The sequence below is a fragment of the Enterobacter sp. V89_11 genome, assembly GCF_029967775.1.
GTDB classification, from domain to species: domain Bacteria; phylum Pseudomonadota; class Gammaproteobacteria; order Enterobacterales; family Enterobacteriaceae; genus Enterobacter; species Enterobacter ludwigii.
In genome coordinates this window covers 1-19099 of sequence record NZ_JASCAN010000002.1, presented here as the reverse complement: position 1 = coordinate 19099, position 19099 = coordinate 1, and the positions used below count along the sequence as shown (strand labels likewise).

General features: G+C 52.6%; 24 protein-coding genes. 8 read left to right on the top strand and 16 right to left on the bottom strand.

The features are described 5' to 3' along the window. The first annotated feature begins 24 nt into the window (after positions 1 to 24). Positions 25 to 264: a DUF1883 domain-containing protein gene (locus tag QLG09_RS01660; protein ID WP_014170489.1), complete on the top strand. Its 240-nt coding sequence runs from the start codon at positions 25 to 27 to the stop codon at positions 262 to 264. 40 nt (positions 265 to 304) lie between these two features. Here the strand turns inward: QLG09_RS01660 and QLG09_RS01655 are convergent, their stop codons facing one another. After that, positions 305 to 1000 (bottom strand): gamma-glutamylcyclotransferase, encoded by a 696-nt coding sequence (locus tag QLG09_RS01655; RefSeq protein ID WP_020882351.1) that lies wholly within the window; start codon positions 998 to 1000, stop codon positions 305 to 307. Positions 1001 to 1177: 177 nt separating this feature from the next. Next, on the bottom strand, positions 1178 to 1408 hold the full coding sequence (gene chaB, locus QLG09_RS01650) for a putative cation transport regulator ChaB (protein WP_032680829.1): 231 nt from the start codon (positions 1406 to 1408) through the stop codon (positions 1178 to 1180). Positions 1409 to 1677: 269 nt separating this feature from the next. Between chaB and chaA the strand changes: the two genes are divergently transcribed. After that, complete coding sequence (gene chaA / locus QLG09_RS01645; protein ID WP_020882349.1) at positions 1678 to 2772, top strand: sodium-potassium/proton antiporter ChaA; 1095 nt, start codon at positions 1678 to 1680, stop codon at positions 2770 to 2772. Positions 2773 to 2864: 92 nt separating this feature from the next. Here the strand turns inward: chaA and kdsA are convergent, their stop codons facing one another. From kdsA to hemA, 6 genes are read right to left on the bottom strand one after another with little or no spacing between them, the layout of a single operon-like run. Further along, positions 2865 to 3719, bottom strand: a complete 855-nt coding sequence (kdsA, locus tag QLG09_RS01640) for a 3-deoxy-8-phosphooctulonate synthase (RefSeq protein ID WP_014170494.1) — start codon at positions 3717 to 3719, stop codon at positions 2865 to 2867. A gap of 36 nt (positions 3720 to 3755) precedes the next feature. Next, on the bottom strand, positions 3756 to 4565 hold the full coding sequence (gene sirB1, locus QLG09_RS01635) for an invasion regulator SirB1 (protein ID WP_014170496.1): 810 nt from the start codon (positions 4563 to 4565) through the stop codon (positions 3756 to 3758). 3 nt (positions 4566 to 4568) lie between these two features. Further along, positions 4569 to 4961: an invasion regulator SirB2 gene (gene sirB2 / locus QLG09_RS01630; protein ID WP_020882348.1), complete on the bottom strand. Its 393-nt coding sequence runs from the start codon at positions 4959 to 4961 to the stop codon at positions 4569 to 4571. Further along, the gene (prmC, locus tag QLG09_RS01625) at positions 4958 to 5788 is read right to left on the bottom strand and encodes a peptide chain release factor N(5)-glutamine methyltransferase (protein WP_014170498.1); all 831 of its coding nucleotides are present in this window, start codon (positions 5786 to 5788) and stop codon (positions 4958 to 4960) included. Before prmC ends, sirB2 begins: the two co-directional genes overlap by 4 nt. Continuing rightward, the gene (prfA, locus tag QLG09_RS01620; protein ID WP_014170499.1) at positions 5788 to 6870 is read right to left on the bottom strand and encodes a peptide chain release factor 1; all 1083 of its coding nucleotides are present in this window, start codon (positions 6868 to 6870) and stop codon (positions 5788 to 5790) included. Before prfA ends, prmC begins: the two co-directional genes overlap by 1 nt. A 41-nt stretch (positions 6871 to 6911) precedes the next feature. After that, complete coding sequence (gene hemA / locus QLG09_RS01615; RefSeq protein WP_014170500.1) at positions 6912 to 8168, bottom strand: glutamyl-tRNA reductase; 1257 nt, start codon at positions 8166 to 8168, stop codon at positions 6912 to 6914. 201 nt (positions 8169 to 8369) lie between these two features. Here hemA and lolB point away from each other — a divergent pair, with 201 nt between their 5' ends. From lolB to dauA, 4 genes are all read left to right on the top strand, one after another. Beyond that, complete coding sequence (lolB, locus tag QLG09_RS01610) at positions 8370 to 8981, top strand: lipoprotein insertase outer membrane protein LolB (RefSeq protein WP_020882344.1); 612 nt, start codon at positions 8370 to 8372, stop codon at positions 8979 to 8981. Then, a complete protein-coding gene (gene ispE / locus QLG09_RS01605; RefSeq protein WP_047356818.1) occupies positions 8978 to 9847 on the top strand; it encodes a 4-(cytidine 5'-diphospho)-2-C-methyl-D-erythritol kinase in 870 nt (289 codons plus the stop codon). Before lolB ends, ispE begins: the two co-directional genes overlap by 4 nt. A gap of 126 nt (positions 9848 to 9973) precedes the next feature. After that, complete coding sequence (gene prs / locus QLG09_RS01600; RefSeq protein ID WP_003856663.1) at positions 9974 to 10921, top strand: ribose-phosphate diphosphokinase; 948 nt, start codon at positions 9974 to 9976, stop codon at positions 10919 to 10921. A 124-nt stretch (positions 10922 to 11045) separates the two neighbouring features. Then, a complete protein-coding gene (gene dauA / locus QLG09_RS01595; RefSeq protein WP_014170504.1) occupies positions 11046 to 12725 on the top strand; it encodes a C4-dicarboxylic acid transporter DauA in 1680 nt (559 codons plus the stop codon). On the opposite strand, the gene QLG09_RS01590 is transcribed toward dauA, so the two are convergent. Further along, positions 12711 to 13769, bottom strand: coding sequence for a MerR family transcriptional regulator (locus QLG09_RS01590; protein ID WP_232929811.1), 1059 nt, complete (start codon positions 13767 to 13769; stop codon positions 12711 to 12713). The genes dauA and QLG09_RS01590 overlap by 15 nt on opposite strands. Positions 13770 to 13893: 124 nt before the next feature. Then, on the bottom strand, positions 13894 to 14169 hold the full coding sequence (gene ychH, locus QLG09_RS01585; protein WP_014170506.1) for a stress-induced protein YchH: 276 nt from the start codon (positions 14167 to 14169) through the stop codon (positions 13894 to 13896). Between the two features lie 274 nt (positions 14170 to 14443). Here ychH and pth point away from each other — a divergent pair, with 274 nt between their 5' ends. Both pth and ychF read left to right on the top strand, forming a co-directional pair. Then, positions 14444 to 15028, top strand: a complete 585-nt coding sequence (gene pth, locus QLG09_RS01580; RefSeq protein ID WP_006175913.1) for an aminoacyl-tRNA hydrolase — start codon at positions 14444 to 14446, stop codon at positions 15026 to 15028. A 126-nt stretch (positions 15029 to 15154) separates the two neighbouring features. Further along, entirely contained in the window at positions 15155 to 16249 is a 1095-nt protein-coding gene (gene ychF, locus QLG09_RS01575) for a redox-regulated ATPase YchF (RefSeq protein ID WP_014170508.1), read from the top strand. 54 nt (positions 16250 to 16303) lie between these two features. On the opposite strand, the gene QLG09_RS01570 is transcribed toward ychF, so the two are convergent. From QLG09_RS01570 to QLG09_RS01545, 6 genes are all read right to left on the bottom strand, one after another. Next, positions 16304 to 16597 carry a YciI family protein gene (locus tag QLG09_RS01570; protein ID WP_014170518.1) on the bottom strand — a complete coding sequence of 98 codons (294 nt, stop codon included), beginning with the start codon at positions 16595 to 16597 and terminating at the stop codon, positions 16304 to 16306. A gap of 487 nt (positions 16598 to 17084) precedes the next feature. After that, positions 17085 to 17465, bottom strand: a complete 381-nt coding sequence (locus QLG09_RS01565; RefSeq protein ID WP_049022523.1) for a hypothetical protein — start codon at positions 17463 to 17465, stop codon at positions 17085 to 17087. 101 nt (positions 17466 to 17566) lie between these two features. Continuing rightward, positions 17567 to 18091: a hypothetical protein gene (locus tag QLG09_RS01560; RefSeq protein ID WP_231106607.1), complete on the bottom strand. Its 525-nt coding sequence runs from the start codon at positions 18089 to 18091 to the stop codon at positions 17567 to 17569. A 178-nt stretch (positions 18092 to 18269) separates the two neighbouring features. Then, entirely contained in the window at positions 18270 to 18515 is a 246-nt protein-coding gene (locus tag QLG09_RS01555; protein WP_049022524.1) for a hypothetical protein, read from the bottom strand. An 18-nt stretch (positions 18516 to 18533) separates the two neighbouring features. Next, complete coding sequence (locus tag QLG09_RS01550) at positions 18534 to 18941, bottom strand: hypothetical protein (protein WP_131828540.1); 408 nt, start codon at positions 18939 to 18941, stop codon at positions 18534 to 18536. Continuing rightward, the coding region (locus tag QLG09_RS01545; RefSeq protein ID WP_282488690.1) for a hypothetical protein at positions 18905 to 19099 on the bottom strand (195 nt) is incomplete at its 5' end. The genes QLG09_RS01545 and QLG09_RS01550, both read right to left, overlap by 37 nt.

Below are 19099 nucleotides of genomic sequence, written 5' to 3'. Positions count from 1 at the left end.
TTGTTTAAGACTACGGGGTAAAAAATGGCACTGGTAAAAACAAGTTTGAAATTGTTTGGCGGGGATACGGTCGTGGTGCGGTGTTCTGAGCGCTGCCGCATTCATTTGATGAGTTCGAAAGCACAACAACACTCGCAGGCGGATATCCTGACCGTGCAGGATGACAAGGCATGGCTTACCGTGCCGTACACCGGCACGTGGGATGTTCTGATTGACAGCCATAGTCAGTCACTGGAGCATTCCGTAAGCTACGTTGCTGCATAAGAGACAAACGCCCGGTCTGCTCACGCAGCCGGGCGCATTCTCAGGCAAAACCGGGACGCAGCGTATTATTCAGCGGGTTCCCTTCCAGCAGCGCTTTCACCTTCACCACCAGCTCATTCAGACAATCGTCCTTCATGCCGAGGCGCGTCAGCTCCTGGTCGAGCGAAAAGAGATACTGCGCGTTGGTGCCCAGCGGTCCACTGGCGGCAGCGATCAACGGGGCAATGACCTGCGTGCGGGTATCCGCTTCATACAGCGGATGGCGCGGATCCATAATAAACACCAGCGCGTTAACGGTACGTCCGTCATCGAGTTCCAGCTTGCACCAGCTCGGCATATAGCAGCCGGTGATCATCTCGCGCTTCCACAGCAGCGTCAGTTCGTCTTCCAGCGTTGCATCGGGCAGGCGGTAGGCCACCCCCGTGGTGCGTCCGCCCTCTTTTAGTGCAAGCATGCGTCCAGGCTGACACGCGCTACCTCGACCGGCCGTCAGGCGCAAACAAAATGCGCGATGCCAGCCAGGAAGTGTGCCTGTTGCCGATTCGACAAATTCGAGAGCCGGGTTCCACATCAGCGAACCGTAGCCAAAAATCCATACCGGGCCATCATCCGGGCGGCACGCCAGCGTGGCAGCGAGCGACGCCGCACGTTGTTCAGCTGACCAGAGAAGCGATTCCTCAATAGCACCAAATGCCGTCTTACAATCTGCCTTCATTAAGAAATCACGCGTTAACACTTTCCACCTCCGCCACTGCATGCTTCCTTGCGACATCTGTAATCCGCCTTCCCGGCATTGTGTGCTGGTCATTTTGCCAGCAGTTGAGTAACGATAAGCAATTCACGGGCCAGTTGCAATACAACGGAAGTTCAACCGCCTGAAAAGTCAAAACGAAGGCAGCGAATGATTTCACGGCTATTTCTTTTTATGCCATTTATCGTCGTCTCCTTTCTCATATTCATGTTTTACTGCGGCCCAGGCGACTTTGTGCGCGGTCTCTTCACGGCTGGCATCATCACGTCGATCTTCTTTATCTTTGTATTGATCCCAGGCGCTGTTAAAGGCCTCTTTGTAGATATCCTGCGCGTGCGCGGGTAATACGTGTTGCACGCTGTCTGGTAATTCGCGTTTCGTTTTATATGGCATCGCTAACCCCTCTTTTGGTTAAAAAGATAAGTGTGGACGACGATACGGCATGGTGCCAGTCAATTAAGAATTATGCGTAAATGATAATTTTAATATTATGTTATTAAAGGATTAATTACAGAACACGCTCCATTATCGACACCCCAAAGCCAAAACATTACAAACAGTAAAATTGAGTAAAAAATCAAGGGTATTTAACAGAGATCTGTTAATTTAATGACCGAAAATTCTATCTATAATTACAAGCACCTGCATTGATGGAGAAGCACATGACAGCAGCACACGAGGCGGTAAAGACCCGCCACAAGGAGACATCACTCATTTTCCCGGTCCTGGCACTGGCTGTGCTGCTCTTCTGGGGAAGCAGTCAGTCACTGCCAGTGGTAGTTGGTATCAATATTCTTGCTCTGGTGGGTATCTTAACCAGCGCCTTTAGCGTCGTTCGCCATGCGGACGTATTAGCCCATCGCCTGGGTGAGCCTTACGGCTCGCTAATTCTCAGCCTTTCGGTGGTTATCCTCGAAGTCAGCCTGATTTCCGCGCTGATGGCGACCGGTGACGCCGCACCGACCCTGATGCGTGACACCCTCTACTCCATCATTATGATTGTGACAGGTGGTCTGGTGGGCTTTTCACTGTTACTGGGCGGCCGCAAATTTGCGACCCAGTACATGAATCTGTTCGGCATAAAACAGTATCTGATTGCCCTTTTCCCGCTGGCAATTATTGTGCTGGTCTTCCCGATGGCATTGCCGGGGGCCAACTTCTCAACCGGTCAGGCGCTGCTGGTTGCGCTAATTTCCGCAGCCATGTACGGCGTGTTCCTGCTGATTCAGACCAAAACGCACCAGAGCCTGTTCGTCTATGAACATGAAGATGACGGCGACGACCCGCATCACGGTAAGCCATCGGCTCACAGCAGCGCGTGGCATACGGTTTGGTTGATCGTACATCTGATTGCGGTTATCGCCGTGACCAAAATGAACGCCAACCCGCTGGAGACGCTGTTAACCGAGCTGAATGCCCCGGTCGCGTTTACCGGTTTCCTGGTGGCGCTGCTTATCCTGTCGCCTGAGGGGCTGGGGGCACTGAGAGCGGTGCTGAACAATCAGGTGCAACGCGCAATGAATCTGTTCTTTGGCTCGGTCCTGGCGACTATCTCACTCACCGTGCCGGTGGTGACGCTGATTGCCTTTATGACCGGTAACGAGCTGCAGTTCGCGCTGGGTGCGCCAGAGATGATTGTGATGGTGGCTTCACTGCTGCTGTGTCAGATATCCTTCTCGACCGGGCGCACCAACGTGCTGAACGGCGCGGCGCACATGGCGCTGTTTGTGGCCTATCTGATGACGATATTTGCCTAAGCGTTGTTCGGTGAGGCTCTGAGGCCACACCCGACACCTCTTCCATCGGGAGAGGAATAACCAAAAAAAACCCGCCGAAGCGGGTTTTTTTATTAGTGGCTGGTATCCAGCTCGTCGAAACTCTTCACCAGATCGTCAATCGCCTTGATCTGTTTCAGGAACGGCTCCAGTTTAGCCAGCGGCAATGCGGATGGGCCGTCGCACTTCGCGTTGTCCGGGTCCGGGTGTGCTTCAATGAACAGACCGGCCAGGCCAGTCGCCATACCGGCGCGCGCCAGCTCGGTGACCTGCGCACGGCGGCCGCCAGAAGCTGCACCAAACGGGTCGCGGCACTGCAGCGCATGGGTCACATCGAAGATGACCGGAGACTGGTTGGACACGTTCTTCATCACGCTGAAGCCGAGCATATCAACGACCAGGTTGTCGTAACCGAAGTTTGCGCCACGGTCACACAGGATCACTTTGTCGTTGCCGCCTTCGATAAATTTATCGACGATGTTACCCATCTGGCCAGGGCTCACGAACTGAGGTTTCTTCACGTTGATGACCGCGCCGGTTTTCGCCATCGCTTCCACCAGGTCCGTCTGACGCGCCAGGAACGCCGGCAGCTGGATAACGTCGACAACGTCCGCAACAGGCTGCGCCTGAGAAGCTTCGTGCACGTCGGTGATCACTTTCACGCCAAAGGTCTGTTTCAGTTCCTGGAAAATTTTCATCCCCTCTTCCAGGCCCGGGCCACGGTAAGAGTGAATGGAGGAACGGTTGGCTTTGTCAAAAGAGGCCTTAAACACGTACGGGATACCCAGTTTTTGGGTCACGGTCACGTAGTGCTCGCAGATACGCATCGCGAGATCACGGGATTCCAGCACGTTCATACCGCCAAACAGCACGAACGGCAGGTCGTTTGCCACGTTGATATCACCAATGCTAACCACTTTTTGTTTCATAGGATCGCCTTATTCAGGTGTGAATCGGAATTAAGATTAATGCAGTGTAATTTGTTTGTGCGAGATCGCGTTGATCTGCGCACGAATCATTTCGCTGATCGGGTCTTCCGGGCATTGCTCAACGAAATAATTCAGATCGTTCAGCGCCACATGCTCGCAATCAAGCTGGGCATAAATCAGCCCGCGATCGCGGATTTCGTACGGATCTTCCGGATTAAACTGCAGCAGCACTTCGCTGGCACGTAATGCCAGCTCCATCTGACGCTCTTCCATCAGCGCAGATTTCAGCGTATCCAGCAGTTTACGGATCACCTCGGCGTTATCCGCCTCGTCGAGATCTTCATTAAAGAGCTCGGCAACCGGGCTGATATTGCCTTTTAACCAGACGTCCAGCGTATGCTCATCCAGCGTATCGCCGTTAAACGGATTGATGAGCCACATCTCACCGTCCAGCCACTCCGCTCGCAGGATCATCTGCGTCGGGAAAATGACCGGCACCAGTGGAATATCCAGACGATGCGCGACCCACAGCAAAATGGAACCCAGCGCAACCGCGCTGCCCTGACGATTTTTTAAGACCTGATCCAGCCATAGTGCGTCAGACAGACGATACACGCCACGCGTGTCGCAGAAACCCCATTCGCCGTAGAAAAGCTCAAGCAGCTTCTCTAATTGCCAGTCCTGCGGGCGCGCCTGATTGATCTCTTCACGCGCCAGGCTGACCAGATTCTCCAGCTCTTCGTAGACGTACTGCGACGTAAAATCGTCGCGGATCATCTCCGAAATCAGGATCATGCCATCGCAAAGCGGCACTTTATTAAATTCGAAATCGGCTAAGGACCTCATGACTTACCCCAGTAACGGTATTCTTGTGGTGGCGAGTTTAATGATGATGTACAGCACCACCAGCCCCAGCAGAAAGGCGATAAAACCGGTCTGCTGGCTGCGCGGACGACGACGCCCAAGCGCGATAAAACCCAAAACGATGTAGATGATAACGCCAAACAGCTTTTCAGTCAGCCATGCGCCTTTATCAGTAAATGGCAGATAGCCGGTCTTCCACATTAATCCGGCCCCTGAGAGAAACAGCACCGTGTCAATACAGTGCGGCGCAATACGCACCCAGCGGGCGTCAATCAGCGGATTATTGCTGTAACGCCACCCGTAACGGACGATGAAAAAGCTGATGGTCAGGGCAACGGCTATCAGGTGGGCCGTGATCAGCACGGTAAAGAGACTCATGCACATTGTCCCAGCGTCAGACGGTCGTTGCCGCCATAGTCGCGACAGGTCTCCACGGCACGATAACCTGCAGCGATGAACACGTCACGCACCGCGTCCCCTTGCGTCCAGCCGTGCTCGACCAGCAGCCAGCCGCCGGGGAGCAAATGCTGTCGTGACGTTGTCACAATATGCACAATATCCGCCAGCCCTTCGTTGGCAGCGACCAGCGCCGTCAGCGGTTCGAAACGCACGTCCCCCTGCGTCAGGTGCGGGTCATGCTCGTCGATATAGGGAGGGTTGCTGACAATCATCCCGAACGTGCGGTTATCCAGCGCGCTAAACCAGCTGCTTTGCAGAACGGTGACGTTCGGGAAGCCCAGACGCGCCACGTTACGCTGCGCCAGCGCTACCGCATCGGGCATCACGTCAACCGCCGTCACCTCGCAGTCCGGACGCTCGCTTGCCAGCGCCAGGGCAATTGCGCCAGTGCCGGTTCCAAGATCAAGAATTCGGCAGGCTTGTGCGGGTAAACGCGACAGCGCCTGCTCCACCAGACACTCGGTGTCCGGACGTGGGATCAGGGTCGCTGGGGAGACGTACAATGGCAGTGACCAGAACTCACGCTCCCCGACCAGATGCGCCACCGGCTCACCGGTTTTGCGTCGGGCAAGCAGCGTAGCGAGCTGCGCTTCCTGCTCAGCACTCAGCTGGGTCTCGCCGAAAGCCAGCAGGTAAGTGCGGGCTTTCCCCGTCACAAACTCAAGCAAAATTTCGGCGTCACGTTTAGGGCTTTCGCTCGCGGAAAGCTCACTGGCGGCCTGCCGTAACCAGTGCTGAAACTCCATTATTCCTGCTCGGACAGTGCTGCCAGCTGGTCGGCCTGGTATTCCTGCACGATAGGCTCAATCAGCATATCCAGCTTTCCTTCCATCACTTCGTCCAGACGGTACAGGGTCAGGTTGATGCGGTGGTCGGTAACACGGCCCTGCGGGAAGTTATAGGTACGGTTACGGTCGCTGCGATCGCCGCTGCCCAGCAGGTTACGACGCGTGGAGGCTTCCGCCTGTTGACGTTTTGCCATTTCAGCCGCGTGGATACGCGCGCCCAGCACGGATAAGGCTTTGGCTTTGTTCTTGTGCTGAGAACGTTCGTCCTGGCACTCCACCACGATGCCGGTTGGCAGGTGGGTAATACGGATAGCGGAATCGGTGGTGTTAACGTGCTGACCCCCTGCCCCGGAGGAGCGGAAGGTATCGATACGCAGGTCCGCCGGGTTGATGTCCGGCAATTCTGCTTCAGGCAACTCTGGCATCACCGCAACCGTACAGGCAGAAGTGTGAATTCGCCCCTGAGATTCGGTGGCAGGTACGCGCTGCACGCGATGACCGCCGGATTCAAACTTCAGACGACCGTACACGCCGTCACCGCTGATTTTAGCGATAACCTCTTTGTAGCCGCCATGTTCACCGTCGTTGGCGCTCATAATCTCAACGCGCCAGCGACGCGCTTCGGCGTAGCGGCTGTACATACGGAACAGATCGCCGGCAAACAGTGCCGCTTCGTCACCGCCGGTCCCGGCGCGGACTTCGACAAAGGCGTTACGCTCATCGTCCGGATCTTTTGGCAGCAGAAGCACCTGCAACTGTTGCTCCATCTCTTCAGAACGCGCTTTTGCGTCCAGCAACTCTTCCTGCGCCATCTCGCGCATTTCAGGGTCGTCGAGCATCATCTGCGCAGTTTCAATATCTTCCTGGACCTGTCGCCAGTCGGTAAAGCATTTTGATACATCACTCAACTGCGCGTATTCACGCGAGAGCGCGCGAAAACGTTCCTGGTCAGCAATGGTCCCGGCATCGCCGAGCAGCGCCTGTACTTCTTCATGGCGCTCGTGCAGAGCTTCCAGTTTAGCGACGATAGAAGGCTTCATAGGCGTAAATGCACCTTGTAATAGAAAATGGGTATAGGGCGCTATTCCAGCCCGAGGCTGTTGCGCAGAATAGTCAGGCGTTCATCATCCCCGTCACGGGCGGCCTGCTGAAGAGATTTGGTTGGTGCATGGATCAGGCGGTTGGTCAGTTTCCAGGCCAGATCCTGCATAATGGCTTCTGCGTCGCCACCCTGCTGAAGGGCGGCCAGCGCTTTGGCGGTCAGGTCATCACGCACCTGCTCCGCCTGACCGCGGTACTCGCGGATAGTCTCGCTGACGCTTTGCGCGCGCAGCCAGGCCATAAACTCACTTGTTTCCTGCTCTACAATGGTTTCCGCCTGAACCGCCGCCGCTTTACGCTGGGCAAGGTTATGCGAAATGATGCTTTGCAGGTCGTCCACGCTGTAAAGGTAGGCGTTCGCCAGTTTACCGACTTCCGGTTCGACATCGCGCGGGACGGCAATATCCACCAGCAGCATCGGTTGATTACGGCGGGATTTCAGCGCTCGCTCGACCATCCCTTTACCGATAATCGGCAGCGGGCTGGCGGTAGAGCTGATGATAATATCTGCCTCTTTCAGGCGCTCATCGATGTCGCTCAGCGCAACCACCTCGGCCCCCACCTCGTCCGCCAGCACCTGAGCACGTTCGCGGGTACGGTTAGCGATAATCATCTTTTTAACTTTATGTTCGCGCAGATGGCGCGCCACAAGTTCGATGGTTTCGCCCGCCCCGACCAACATCACAGTGACGGTCGACAGGGATTCAAAGATTTGACGGGCCAGGGTACAGGCCGCGAAAGCAACAGAAACCGCACTGGCACCAATGTCGGTTTCGGTTCGCACACGCTTCGCCACGGAGAATGACTTCTGGAACATACGCTCCAGTTCACTGGCTTTCAGATGCCCTTTTTGCGAATCGGCAAACGCCTTTTTCACCTGACCGAGAATTTGCGGCTCGCCGAGCACCAGCGAGTCCAGGCCGCTGGCCACACGCATCAGATGGCTGACTGCATCGTTATCCTGATGCCAGTACAGGCTATTACGCAGCTCTTCTTCGTTGAGGTTGTGGTAATCACATAACCAGCGGATCAGCGCTTCATGCAGGTTGTCCTGCTCTTCAACGCTTAGGTAGAGTTCAGTACGGTTGCACGTCGAGAGCACCACGCCACCCTGCACCATCGGCTGTGCAAGCAGGCTGTCCAGCGCCAGGTCAAGCGTATCCGGCGAAAACGTGACGCGTTCTCGCAGCGAAACCGGGGCTGTTTTGTGGTTAATACCGAGTGCTAATAGGGTCATGTTGAGCGGGAGTAGTACCAGCGTTAATAAGGTTAGCAGAACGCATCATACAGGATGCGCGAGATCAATAAAAGAGACTGCCCCCTTTCGGAGTAATAGCTTATACAATGCTTTGAGATAATTTGAACGTAGACGGTGGCACCCTTCGACGCTAGCATTAACAGTTATAACTGCAACGTATCTCAAGGATTTGTCCTCATTATGACCCGACTGATTCGCCTGCTGCCCCTGGCGGCACTGGTTCTGACCGCATGTACCGTCACCCAACCTAAAGGCCCGGGCAAAAGCCCTGATTCACCGCAGTGGCGTCAGCACCAGCAGGACGTCCGCAATTTGAGCCAGTACCAGACCCGTGGTGCCTTCGCTTATCTCTCTGATGAACAAAAAGTGTATGCGCGTTTCTTCTGGCAGCAAACCGGGCAGGACAACTATCGCCTGCTGCTGTTAAACCCGCTGGGCAGCACCGAACTGGAGCTTATTGCCAAACCGGGTGAAGCGCAGATCACCGATAACAAAGGCAAGCACTATACCGCCACCGACGCCGAAGAGATGATCGGCAAGCTGACCGGAATGCCTATTCCGCTGAACAGCCTGCGCCAGTGGATCCTGGGCCTGCCGGGTGACGCGACCGACTACCAGCTTGACGACCAGTACCGTCTGAGCCAGGTGAACTACACCCAGAACGGCAAAACCTGGAAAGTGGTGTACAGCGCCTATGACAGCAACACCAGGCCTTCCCTGCCATCCAACATGGAACTGACCCAGGGCAGCCAGCGCATCAAGCTGAAAATGGACAACTGGATCGTTAAATGATGACCCACTGGCCTTCTCCGGCAAAACTGAACCTGTTTTTATACATCACCGGACAGCGTGCTGACGGGTACCATACCCTGCAGACGCTGTTTCAGTTTCTTGATTACGGCGACACAATCGCGATTGACCCGCGTCAGGACGGCGAGGTTTGCTTGCTGACGCCGGTTGATGGCGTGGCGCATGAAGATAACCTGATTGTGCGCGCTGCACGTCTGCTGATGAAAGTGGCGTCGGACACCGGTCGCCTGACGGCAGGAAGCGGCGCGGATATCCGTATTGAGAAGCGTCTGCCGATGGGCGGTGGACTGGGCGGTGGCTCATCAAATGCCGCCACCGTGTTGGTTGCCCTGAATCACCTCTGGGGCTGCGGGTTATCTCAGGATGAGCTGGCAGCGTTAGGCTTAACACTGGGGGCGGATGTCCCGGTCTTCGTGCGCGGTCATGCGGCGTTTGCTGAAGGGGTGGGCGAAATACTTTCCCCGGTCGAGCCGCCGGAAAAATGGTACCTGGTGGCCCACCCGGGCGTCAGCATTCCGACCCCGGTCATCTTCAACGATCCTGACCTGCCACGGAATACCCCGGTGCGGTCAATAGAAACGTTATTAAATTGTGAATTCAGCAACGATTGCGAGGTTATCGCAAGAAAACGTTTTCGCGAGGTTGATGCGGTGCTTTCCTGGCTGTTAGAATACGCGCCGTCGCGCCTGACTGGCACAGGGGCCTGTGTCTTTGCTGAATTTGACACCGAATCCGCCGCTCGTCAGGTGCTTGAGCAAGCGCCGGTTTGGCTGCATGGTTTTGTAGCACGTGGGATGAACACCTCCCCCCTACAGCAAGCCATTCTGGCGCAGACTGAGTTTCGGTGACAACGTCACCCTGTTCCAGACGTTGCATCGCGCTCTTTAATACACCGCCTGGATAGCATTTCGCCTGGCCCGCACAGTTTGCGGCGAACGCTATCCACCACTGGACGCATGCCTGAGGTTCTTCTCGTGCCTGATATGAAGCTTTTTGCTGGTAACGCCACCCCGGAACTAGCACAACGTATTGCCAACCGCCTGTACACTTCCCTCGGCGACGCCGCTGTAGGTCGCTTTAGCGACGGCGAAGTCAGCGTACAAATCAATGAAAATGTACGCGGTGGTGATATTTTCATCATCCAGTCCACCTGTGCTCCAACAAATGACAACCTGATGGAACTGGTTGTTATGGTCGACGCCCTGCGTCGCGCTTCAGCAGGCCGTATCACTGCTGTTATTCCTTACTTCGGCTATGCTCGTCAGGACCGTCGTGTCCGTTCCGCGCGTGTGCCAATCACTGCCAAAGTTGTCGCTGATTTCCTCTCCAGCGTTGGCGTTGACCGTGTTCTGACCGTTGACCTGCATGCAGAACAGATCCAGGGCTTCTTCGACGTTCCGGTTGATAACGTATTCGGTAGCCCAATCCTGCTGGAAGACATGCTGCAGCTGAATCTGGATAACCCAATCGTGGTTTCTCCGGACATCGGCGGCGTGGTACGTGCTCGTGCTATCGCTAAGCTGCTGAACGATACCGACATGGCAATCATCGACAAACGCCGTCCACGCGCTAACGTTTCTCAGGTGATGCACATCATCGGTGACGTTGCTGGCCGTGACTGCGTGCTGGTTGACGACATGATCGATACCGGCGGTACGCTGTGTAAAGCAGCAGAGGCGCTGAAAGAGCGTGGTGCCAAGCGCGTATTCGCCTACGCGACTCACCCGATCTTCTCCGGCAATGCAGTAAACAACCTCCGCAACTCCGTTATCGACGAAGTAGTGGTGTGCGATACCATCCCACTGAGTGACGAGATCAAAGCGCTGCCAAACGTGCGCACCTTGACCCTGTCCGGGATGCTGGCCGAAGCGATTCGTCGTATCAGCAACGAAGAATCTATCTCAGCAATGTTCGAACACTAATCGAACACGGCCGAAAAACCCGCTGCGGCGGGTTTTTTTGTCTCTGATATTTATTTGTATGATTAATGCCTCCTTCACCTGCCATTCACATGACAGATGATGCGCACACGGATGAGAGATAATTGTGAAACACGTAACCTCCTCACATGTTCTTCCCTTTCGCGCCCTCATCGACGCTTGCTGGAAAGAGAAATACACCGCTTCACGTTTTATGCGTGACCTTATTGCCGGTATCACCGTCGGGATTATCGCCATTCCGCTCGCCATGGCACTGGCGATTGGCAGCGGCGTAGCACCGCAGTATGGGCTTTACACGGCGGCCGTCGCCGGGATTGTGATTGCGCTAACGGGCGGGTCTCGCTTCAGCGTTTCCGGCCCGACAGCCGCATTTGTGGTGATCCTCTATCCCGTTTCTCAGCAGTTTGGCCTGGCAGGCCTGCTGGTCGCCACCCTGATGTCCGGCGTCTTTTTGATCCTGTTTGGTCTGGCCCGTTTTGGCCGGCTGATTGAATACATTCCCCTTTCCGTGACGCTGGGGTTCACCTCCGGGATTGGCATTACCATCGGGACAATGCAGATCAAGGACTTCCTCGGCCTGCAGATAGCCCACGTCCCTGAACATTACCTGCAAAAAGTCGGGGCGCTGTTTATGGCGCTCCCCACCGCCAACCCGGGCGATGCCGCCATCGGGATTGTTACCCTGGGCACGCTGATTATCTGGCCTCGTTTAGGCATTCGTCTGCCTGGCCACCTGCCCGCCCTGCTGCTGGGCTGTGCGGTGATGGCCATCGTTAATCTCTTTGGTGGCCACGTCGCGACCATTGGATCTCAGTTCCACTATGTTCTCGCTGACGGTTCACAGGGAAGCGGTATTCCTCAACTGTTACCGCAACTGGTACTGCCATGGGATATGCCGGGTTCCAGCTTCACCTTAAGCTGGGACTCCCTGCGCGCCCTTCTGCCCGCGGCCTTCTCAATGGCGATGCTGGGGGCCATTGAATCCCTGCTCTGTGCCGTCGTGCTGGACGGCATGACCGGCACCAAGCATAAAGCTAACAGCGAACTGGTTGGGCAGGGTCTGGGCAACATCATCGCTCCGTTCTTTGGCGGTATTACGGCAACAGCGGCCATCGCCCGCTCTGCGGCAAACGTACGTGCCGGGGCGACGTCACCGGTATCGGCAGTTATCCACTCCGTGCTGGTGATCCTCGCCCTGCTGGTCCTCGCTCCGCTGCTCTCCTGGCTGCCGCTTTCAGCCATGGCAGCCCTGCTGCTGATGGTGGCGTGGAACATGAGCGAAGCACATAAGGTGGTCAATCTGCTGCGTCGCGCACCGAAAGACGACATCATCGTGATGCTGATGTGTATGTCGCTGACCGTGCTGTTCGATATGGTTATCGCCATCAGCGTCGGGATCGTGCTGGCCTCCCTGCTGTTTATGCGCCGTATTGCGCAGATGACGCGCCTTTCCCCGGTTAACGTAGAGGTACCTGACGATGTGCTGGTGCTGCGTGTGATTGGCCCGTTGTTCTTTGCTGCCGCGGAAGGTCTGTTCAGCGAACTGGAAACCCGTATCGTGGGCAAACGCATTGTGGTGCTGAAATGGGATGCCGTGCCGGTACTGGATGCGGGTGGTCTGGATGCCTTCCAGCGCTTTGTTTCGCGTCTGCCGGAAGGCTGCGAACTGCGGGTGAGTAATCTCGAATTCCAGCCGCTGCGCACCATGGCGCGCGCTGGCGTGCAGCCGATCCCTGGCCGCCTGGCCTTTTATCCCAACCGTGAAGCCGCGTTAGCGGATCTGTGAATGCCCTGATGCAGAGAAACGTCTCTGCATCATCACGGCTATCGCCTGCTGGAGCCATGCAAGCACGGCAGGCGTCATCCATGTTCCTTTCATCAGATGCGGCTCCTGCTGCATGGCAACGCGAAACTTTTGCTGGGTTTCAGGATTCGTTCCCGCGTATGACTGGAACAATACCCGCCAGTGTTCAGCGAGCATTTGCGCCTCGCCGGAAGACGGGTCAAGGTTTTCCCGCTGTGCCTGATGCAATTTCGCTACCAGTGGCGGCCACTCCATCATGCGATCAAAATAGTGTGCGCGGGTAAAGGTCATCTCTTCTGCAGAGAGATACTTTTCCCAGATGGCAAGCTTCGATTCGGCAAACGCCCGCGTAATATAGTCAGTCATTTCCGCCGTAATACCCGTCTGCTCACGCATCTGCGGCTCGACGCTGTGCATCTCGTTCAGCCGGGTGAGAAATTCCGGCTTACCTGCCGTATCCTGCTCCAGGCGTGACATCCAGCGCGTCGCCAGATCCCTGGCACGGGGATCCGAAACGTCGATATTATGCTTCAGCAGGCTATTTGCCTCAGCAACCAGACCTGACCAGATATCCGCAAGTGCCTCCTTCTGTACGGCAAACGGCAACTGCTGTAACTCCTCTTTGCTAAACCAGCGTTCGTACATATTCATTAACTCCAGAGTCTGTAGCCAGGATTCCAGATTGGGTGCCGCATCGTCGGTAAGCCCGGTACGCAATTCCACCAGCCTCTCGCGCAGTGTCAGCATGCTGCGAAGTTGCTTATCCAGCAAACTGATTTGCGCATCGAGTAATTCGGTTAACGACAGCGACTCCTGTTTCAGAAAATCCCTGATTTCAGCAAGTTCCAGCCCGGCTTTTGCCAGCACCTGAATCATATGCAGACGTTGCACATCCGCCAGATTATACAGCCGGTAACCTGCCGCACTTCTGGCAGAAGGCAGTAACAACCCTGTTTGCTCATAGTGATGCAATGTTCGCACGGTGATCCCGGCACGTTTCGCGAGTTCACCCACCTGAATCAACATAACTGCTCCTTTTACTTTGCCAGTGGCACCACTCTGAAGCCTTACGTTACGTGAGGGTCAACCTTTCATGCAAAAAAAAACGACTCCATGAGGAGCCGTTTCGGTGTTCTTTCGTCGTAGCACGTTAGCTGTGTTTGTGCTGGTCCCTGCGGCAGCGCTTATCGTAATGGCGCACCCACCAGTATTTATCGCAGACTTCTTCATGACCACTCACGCGCGCACCGGCAAGCCATAGCACTGCACCAAGGAAGATACTCAATACCGCGCCATGCGCAAAGTATTGCGGAAGGTCAAGCTGCGGCAATTGGTTTAAAATTGAATAACCCACGCCAGCGACCATCACAAACAGTCCCAACCCCATCAGCACATTACCGAGTATCGAAGCGTTTTTGCGTTTCATATGTCACCTCCGGAACTTTGGGTTGTAAGGGGAAAAGCCCCTGATCCTTGTGTGTAAAGTATAGACAACGGCTCTTTTATGAGTTGCGTGAATGATCACATTTACAGATAACTCCCAGACAAAAGTTTACAAATAAGGCATTGAACAGCTTGAAATTCTAATTGTTCAGATAAGTAATTATTCATATCTCGCGGTTCGGGCAGCAGAATTTTGTCAAGCGGCGCGTCAGACAGTAAACTACGCGCCAGATCTGGAACCCATTAGGAATTGAATCGTGACGATTAAACTGATTGTCGGCCTCGCGAACCCAGGCGCAGAGTACGCGGCGACCCGCCACAATGCCGGCGCCTGGTACGTTGATCTGCTGGCCGAACGGTTACGTGCTCCCCTGCGTGAAGAACCAAAATTCTACGGGTATACCTCACGTATCAATCTTGCTGGCGCAGATGTCCGTCTGCTGGTGCCCACCACCTTTATGAACCTGAGCGGCAAAGCTGTTGCAGCCATGGCGACGTTTTATCGCATTAACCCGGATGAAATTCTGGTGGCCCACGATGAACTGGACCTGCCCCCCGGTGTGGCAAAATTCAAACTGGGCGGTGGTCATGGCGGTCACAATGGTCTGAAAGACATTATCAGCAAGCTGGGCAATAACCCCAATTTCCACCGTTTGCGTGTGGGAATCGGCCATCCGGGCGACAAAAACAAAGTTGTCGGTTTTGTGTTAGGTAAGCCACCGGTTTCTGAGCAGAAACTGATTGACGAAGCGGTTGACGAAGCGGTGCGCTGCACCGAAATCTGGCTGCAGGATGGCCTAACCAAAGCGACAAACCGCTTACACGCTTTCAAAGCGCAATAATCCGCCCGATACGGCTTTTTTACCGCGCGTGGTGCGGGTTACGTGTATAATAGGCGTAGTTATTTACTTTTCATCAATCGGTTATCGTTAACGGATTGATTATCAAGATATTAAGGTGATTTAGAAATGGGATTCAAATGCGGTATCGTCGGTCTGCCAAACGTGGGCAAATCCACCCTGTTCAACGCGCTCACCAAAGCAGGTATTGAAGCGGCGAACTTCCCGTTCTGTACCATCGAACCGAACACCGGCGTTGTGCCAATGCCCGATCCGCGTCTGGACCAGCTCGCGGAAATCGTGAAGCCACAGCGCATTCTGCCGACCACCATGGAGTTCGTGGACATCGCGGGCCTAGTGAAAGGTGCATCCAAAGGCGAAGGCCTCGGTAACCAGTTCCTGACCAACATCCGTGAAACGGAAGCAATTGGTCACGTTGTCCGTTGCTTCGAGAACGACAACATCATCCACGTTAACAACAAAGTGGACCCAGCTGACGACATCGAGGTGATCAACACCGAGCTGGCACTGTCTGACCTCGACACCTGTGAACGCGCTATTCACCGCGTGCAGAAGAAAGCCAAAGGTGGCGACAAAGACGCGAAAGCAGAATTGGCTGCGCTGGAAAAATGTCTGCCACAGCTGGAAAACGCGGGCATGCTGCGCGCGCTGAAAAACCTGACGGAAGAAGACAAGGCGGCAATCAAATACCTGAGCTTCCTGACTCTGAAGCCAACTATGTACATTGCCAACGTTAACGAAGACGGTTTCGAGAACAACCCATACCTGGACAAAGTGCGTGAAATCGCGGCGGCTGAAGGTTCAGTGGTTGTAGCGGTTTGCGCTGCCGTTGAATCCGACATCGCAGAGCTGGACGACGCTGACCGTGATGAATTCATGGCCGAGCTGGGTCTGGAAGAGCCGGGCCTGAACCGCGTGATCCGTGCAGGCTATGAGCTGCTGAACCTACAGACCTACTTCACCGCAGGCGTGAAAGAAGTGCGTGCGTGGACCATCCCTGTCGGTGCGACTGCACCTCAGGCGGCCGGTAAGATCCACACCGACTTCGAGAAAGGCTTCATTCGTGCGCAGACTATCGCATTTGAAGACTTCATCACCTACAAGGGTGAGCAAGGCGCGAAAGAAGCAGGCAAGATGCGTGCGGAAGGGAAAGATTACATCGTTAAAGATGGCGATGTGATGAACTTCCTGTTTAACGTTTGATTTGTTTTGAATGAAAAAAATCCACGCTTTGGCGTGGATTTTTTTATTCCGGGGTTAAAACACATTTTCCAGGAGTTCTGTTTTCATGCTGGGTTCAAAGGGAATGATTTCAACAGTCGCAAGTTTTAACTTCTGAAAAGGATCCTCGCGTAAGCGCTCTTCAAGAGAGGCAAGACTCTCGCACTTAGCGAGAATGACACCGCCGTTTCTTGGGATCCGTCTACCGGACGCCAGAAAAATCCCCTCTGCATACCCCTTTTTTAGCCACTCAACATGAGCAGGTATCGCTGCGTCGATTTCATCGAGTGGTTTTATATAGGTCAAAATGACAATGTAAACCGTGCTCATCCTTTGCCTCTTAACTCTGTTTTTTTAAATCGCTTGTTGGAACTGCTGATACAGTCCCTGTTTTGCCACCGGTTATAGTTATCATTTTTTTTAGCTCTTTTGATCTTAATATGCAGGGCCCGATTGAGACAACGCGTTACGCTTCATATCCCAGGAATAAAACCAATCATGCCAACCATTTTGTTTTGCTGGATAGCTACAGAAAACGACCACTTCCTTTGACAGATTGAATGTTAAGTAATAGAAAGTCGCACCTTCAGGAGGTGCAGATCAAAATAATTTTTCGCCCTGAGTATCGAAGATGGTCAAAACGGTTGGTAATGGCTTAGACTCGCTTAACGCAAAGACTAACTGGCGTGTTGAGTCGACCATTGCATGGTCTAAAAATGGCATACTAACCACTCTGTTACTTTCACCACTAGCCCAATGAAGCAGGTTATTTTCTTTAAAATAAATGAGATTTTCAATCCTTCGTAAACCTCAACTTTTAAAGTTTGATCTTTTTCAAATAACCTTCAAAAAGCCCCACAAGATATACCCGGCATCGTGCTGGTTGCACTTCTTTATACGTTAATACACTAGAAAAATCTTTCAAACACTTTGAACATGTATTTTTCGAAACATCTAATTGGCTATCGCCGTAGCTATATTTCTTATGTTCACTAACAAGCTTCACACCTCTCATTTTCTTAACCAAAAAGCTTTTTACCTCTTCAGTAAGCGTGTCAAACTCATATGAGTTTACGATAGAGTAGACTATTACCCCGTCACATTCAGGGCATGATATTTCCTTTCCATACTCGATGAAATCATTGTCAATGCCATCGAGGACTAATAACTTCTTTTTAAGTCGATTAGTTATTTTCATTTCCTCTATAACCTTTAACTCCAATAATAACAAGTAAGATTAAAAGTAAATGAATGATGTTATTAGTCAATAACTTAATTTAGGCAAGCCTTGGTTATTGATTATATTGAATTCCAAACTATATATATACCATGGTTGAATGACTTTGTCTCATACGAGACAGAAATTCGACCCCATTCATAATCCCATCTAATCATTTCTGTTTTCGTAACATCAGGAACCCCTAAATTCAGAGAAAGGCTTAGCCAATCAGACAAGCTTTTCACTGAGTTATTTAGCATGTTAATATTAGTTCTCGCATCCCAGTCCTTTAGGGATTTATAATATTCACTATCTTTATCGACAAGATGAACCATAAAAGGAAAACCAAAACATATTGGACGTATAATAGCTTGAAATTCTTTTTCGAAAAATACTGTTGAGTCAATAAGATAGTGATGAGGCATAATGTTTTTTATAGCTTTGTGCTTTATTGATTTGTGGTAAAAGTCACAATTACAAAATCCTTCTTCACTATCTATCTCTAAACTTAGACCATCCAGGTTTAGCTCACCGGTAATCGGGTTTAAATTTAATTCAAGCATATTGCCTTGCTCCAATTTTGAGTAACCCATAGATAATGGCAATATAATTACCTTCTCATAGCACTTATATGAAAAGCATTTTCCATGCGTGCAAATCACATACTTTATACGCAAGGCGCATGCTGGAATTTTCACCATGGCACCAAAATTCACTTACATCAATTTATTCACGCTGGTATGTAAGAACCATTTCCAATGGAATCTTTGTGACAATAAAACCTTATTGCCAATGGTTCAATAAATTAATCCACATTTCTTTTTCTCCAGCGATGACTTTTATATTTTCTCTATTTTCTTTTACATACTGCATGTACGTTTCATAAATAGCTCTTATTGTCACAGTTTTGTCAGAGCGAGAAGCTTCAATCAAAGTTATTAGCTTTTCTAAATAACGTGCTGACTCTACTCTTGACTTAAAAAACTCCTTGAGATAGTCGAGCACCTCATTGTATGAATCGTAATTCATTATTCCTCCGGAAAAATATCAATTTTGTCGAAAGTAATTCCCCGTTTTTCTGCGTGCATTTGTTCTACGCCCCCCTTTCCCATACTGCGGATAAGCATTTGTAAATTGTTCTAATGGTGCACCAACTTCATCCCCAAACATTCTTGGATGCCTCACTTGAGAAGTACCATTTTCATAAGGTTGCAATGTATCAAATATCCCTCTAATTCTTGCATCACTCCAAGAAACATCCGCTGGTAAAGTCGGATCAACTTTATCAGGACCTTTTATCTGAAACGCATCACGAGTCGCTTTACCCATATAAAATTTTTCGAATCCAAAATACGTTACAGGCGCTTTTTTAGTTTCGAGAAGACCAGGAACCCATTTATCTAAACTGCCATCGTCATTCAAATATCGGACATAACGATAAGCAGTTGAAGGCATTGTAGCGCCTGGACCAGCAGGCCCAACATAGAAATCAGGTTTTGTTTTACCGCTACACTCACGACTCCCCCCCACAGATCCACCCATCCCAGCGCATTCGGCGCATACTGGTAAAGGTTTATCCCCCCCGCCAGCCCTATCGGGTCCTGCTGCGTAAA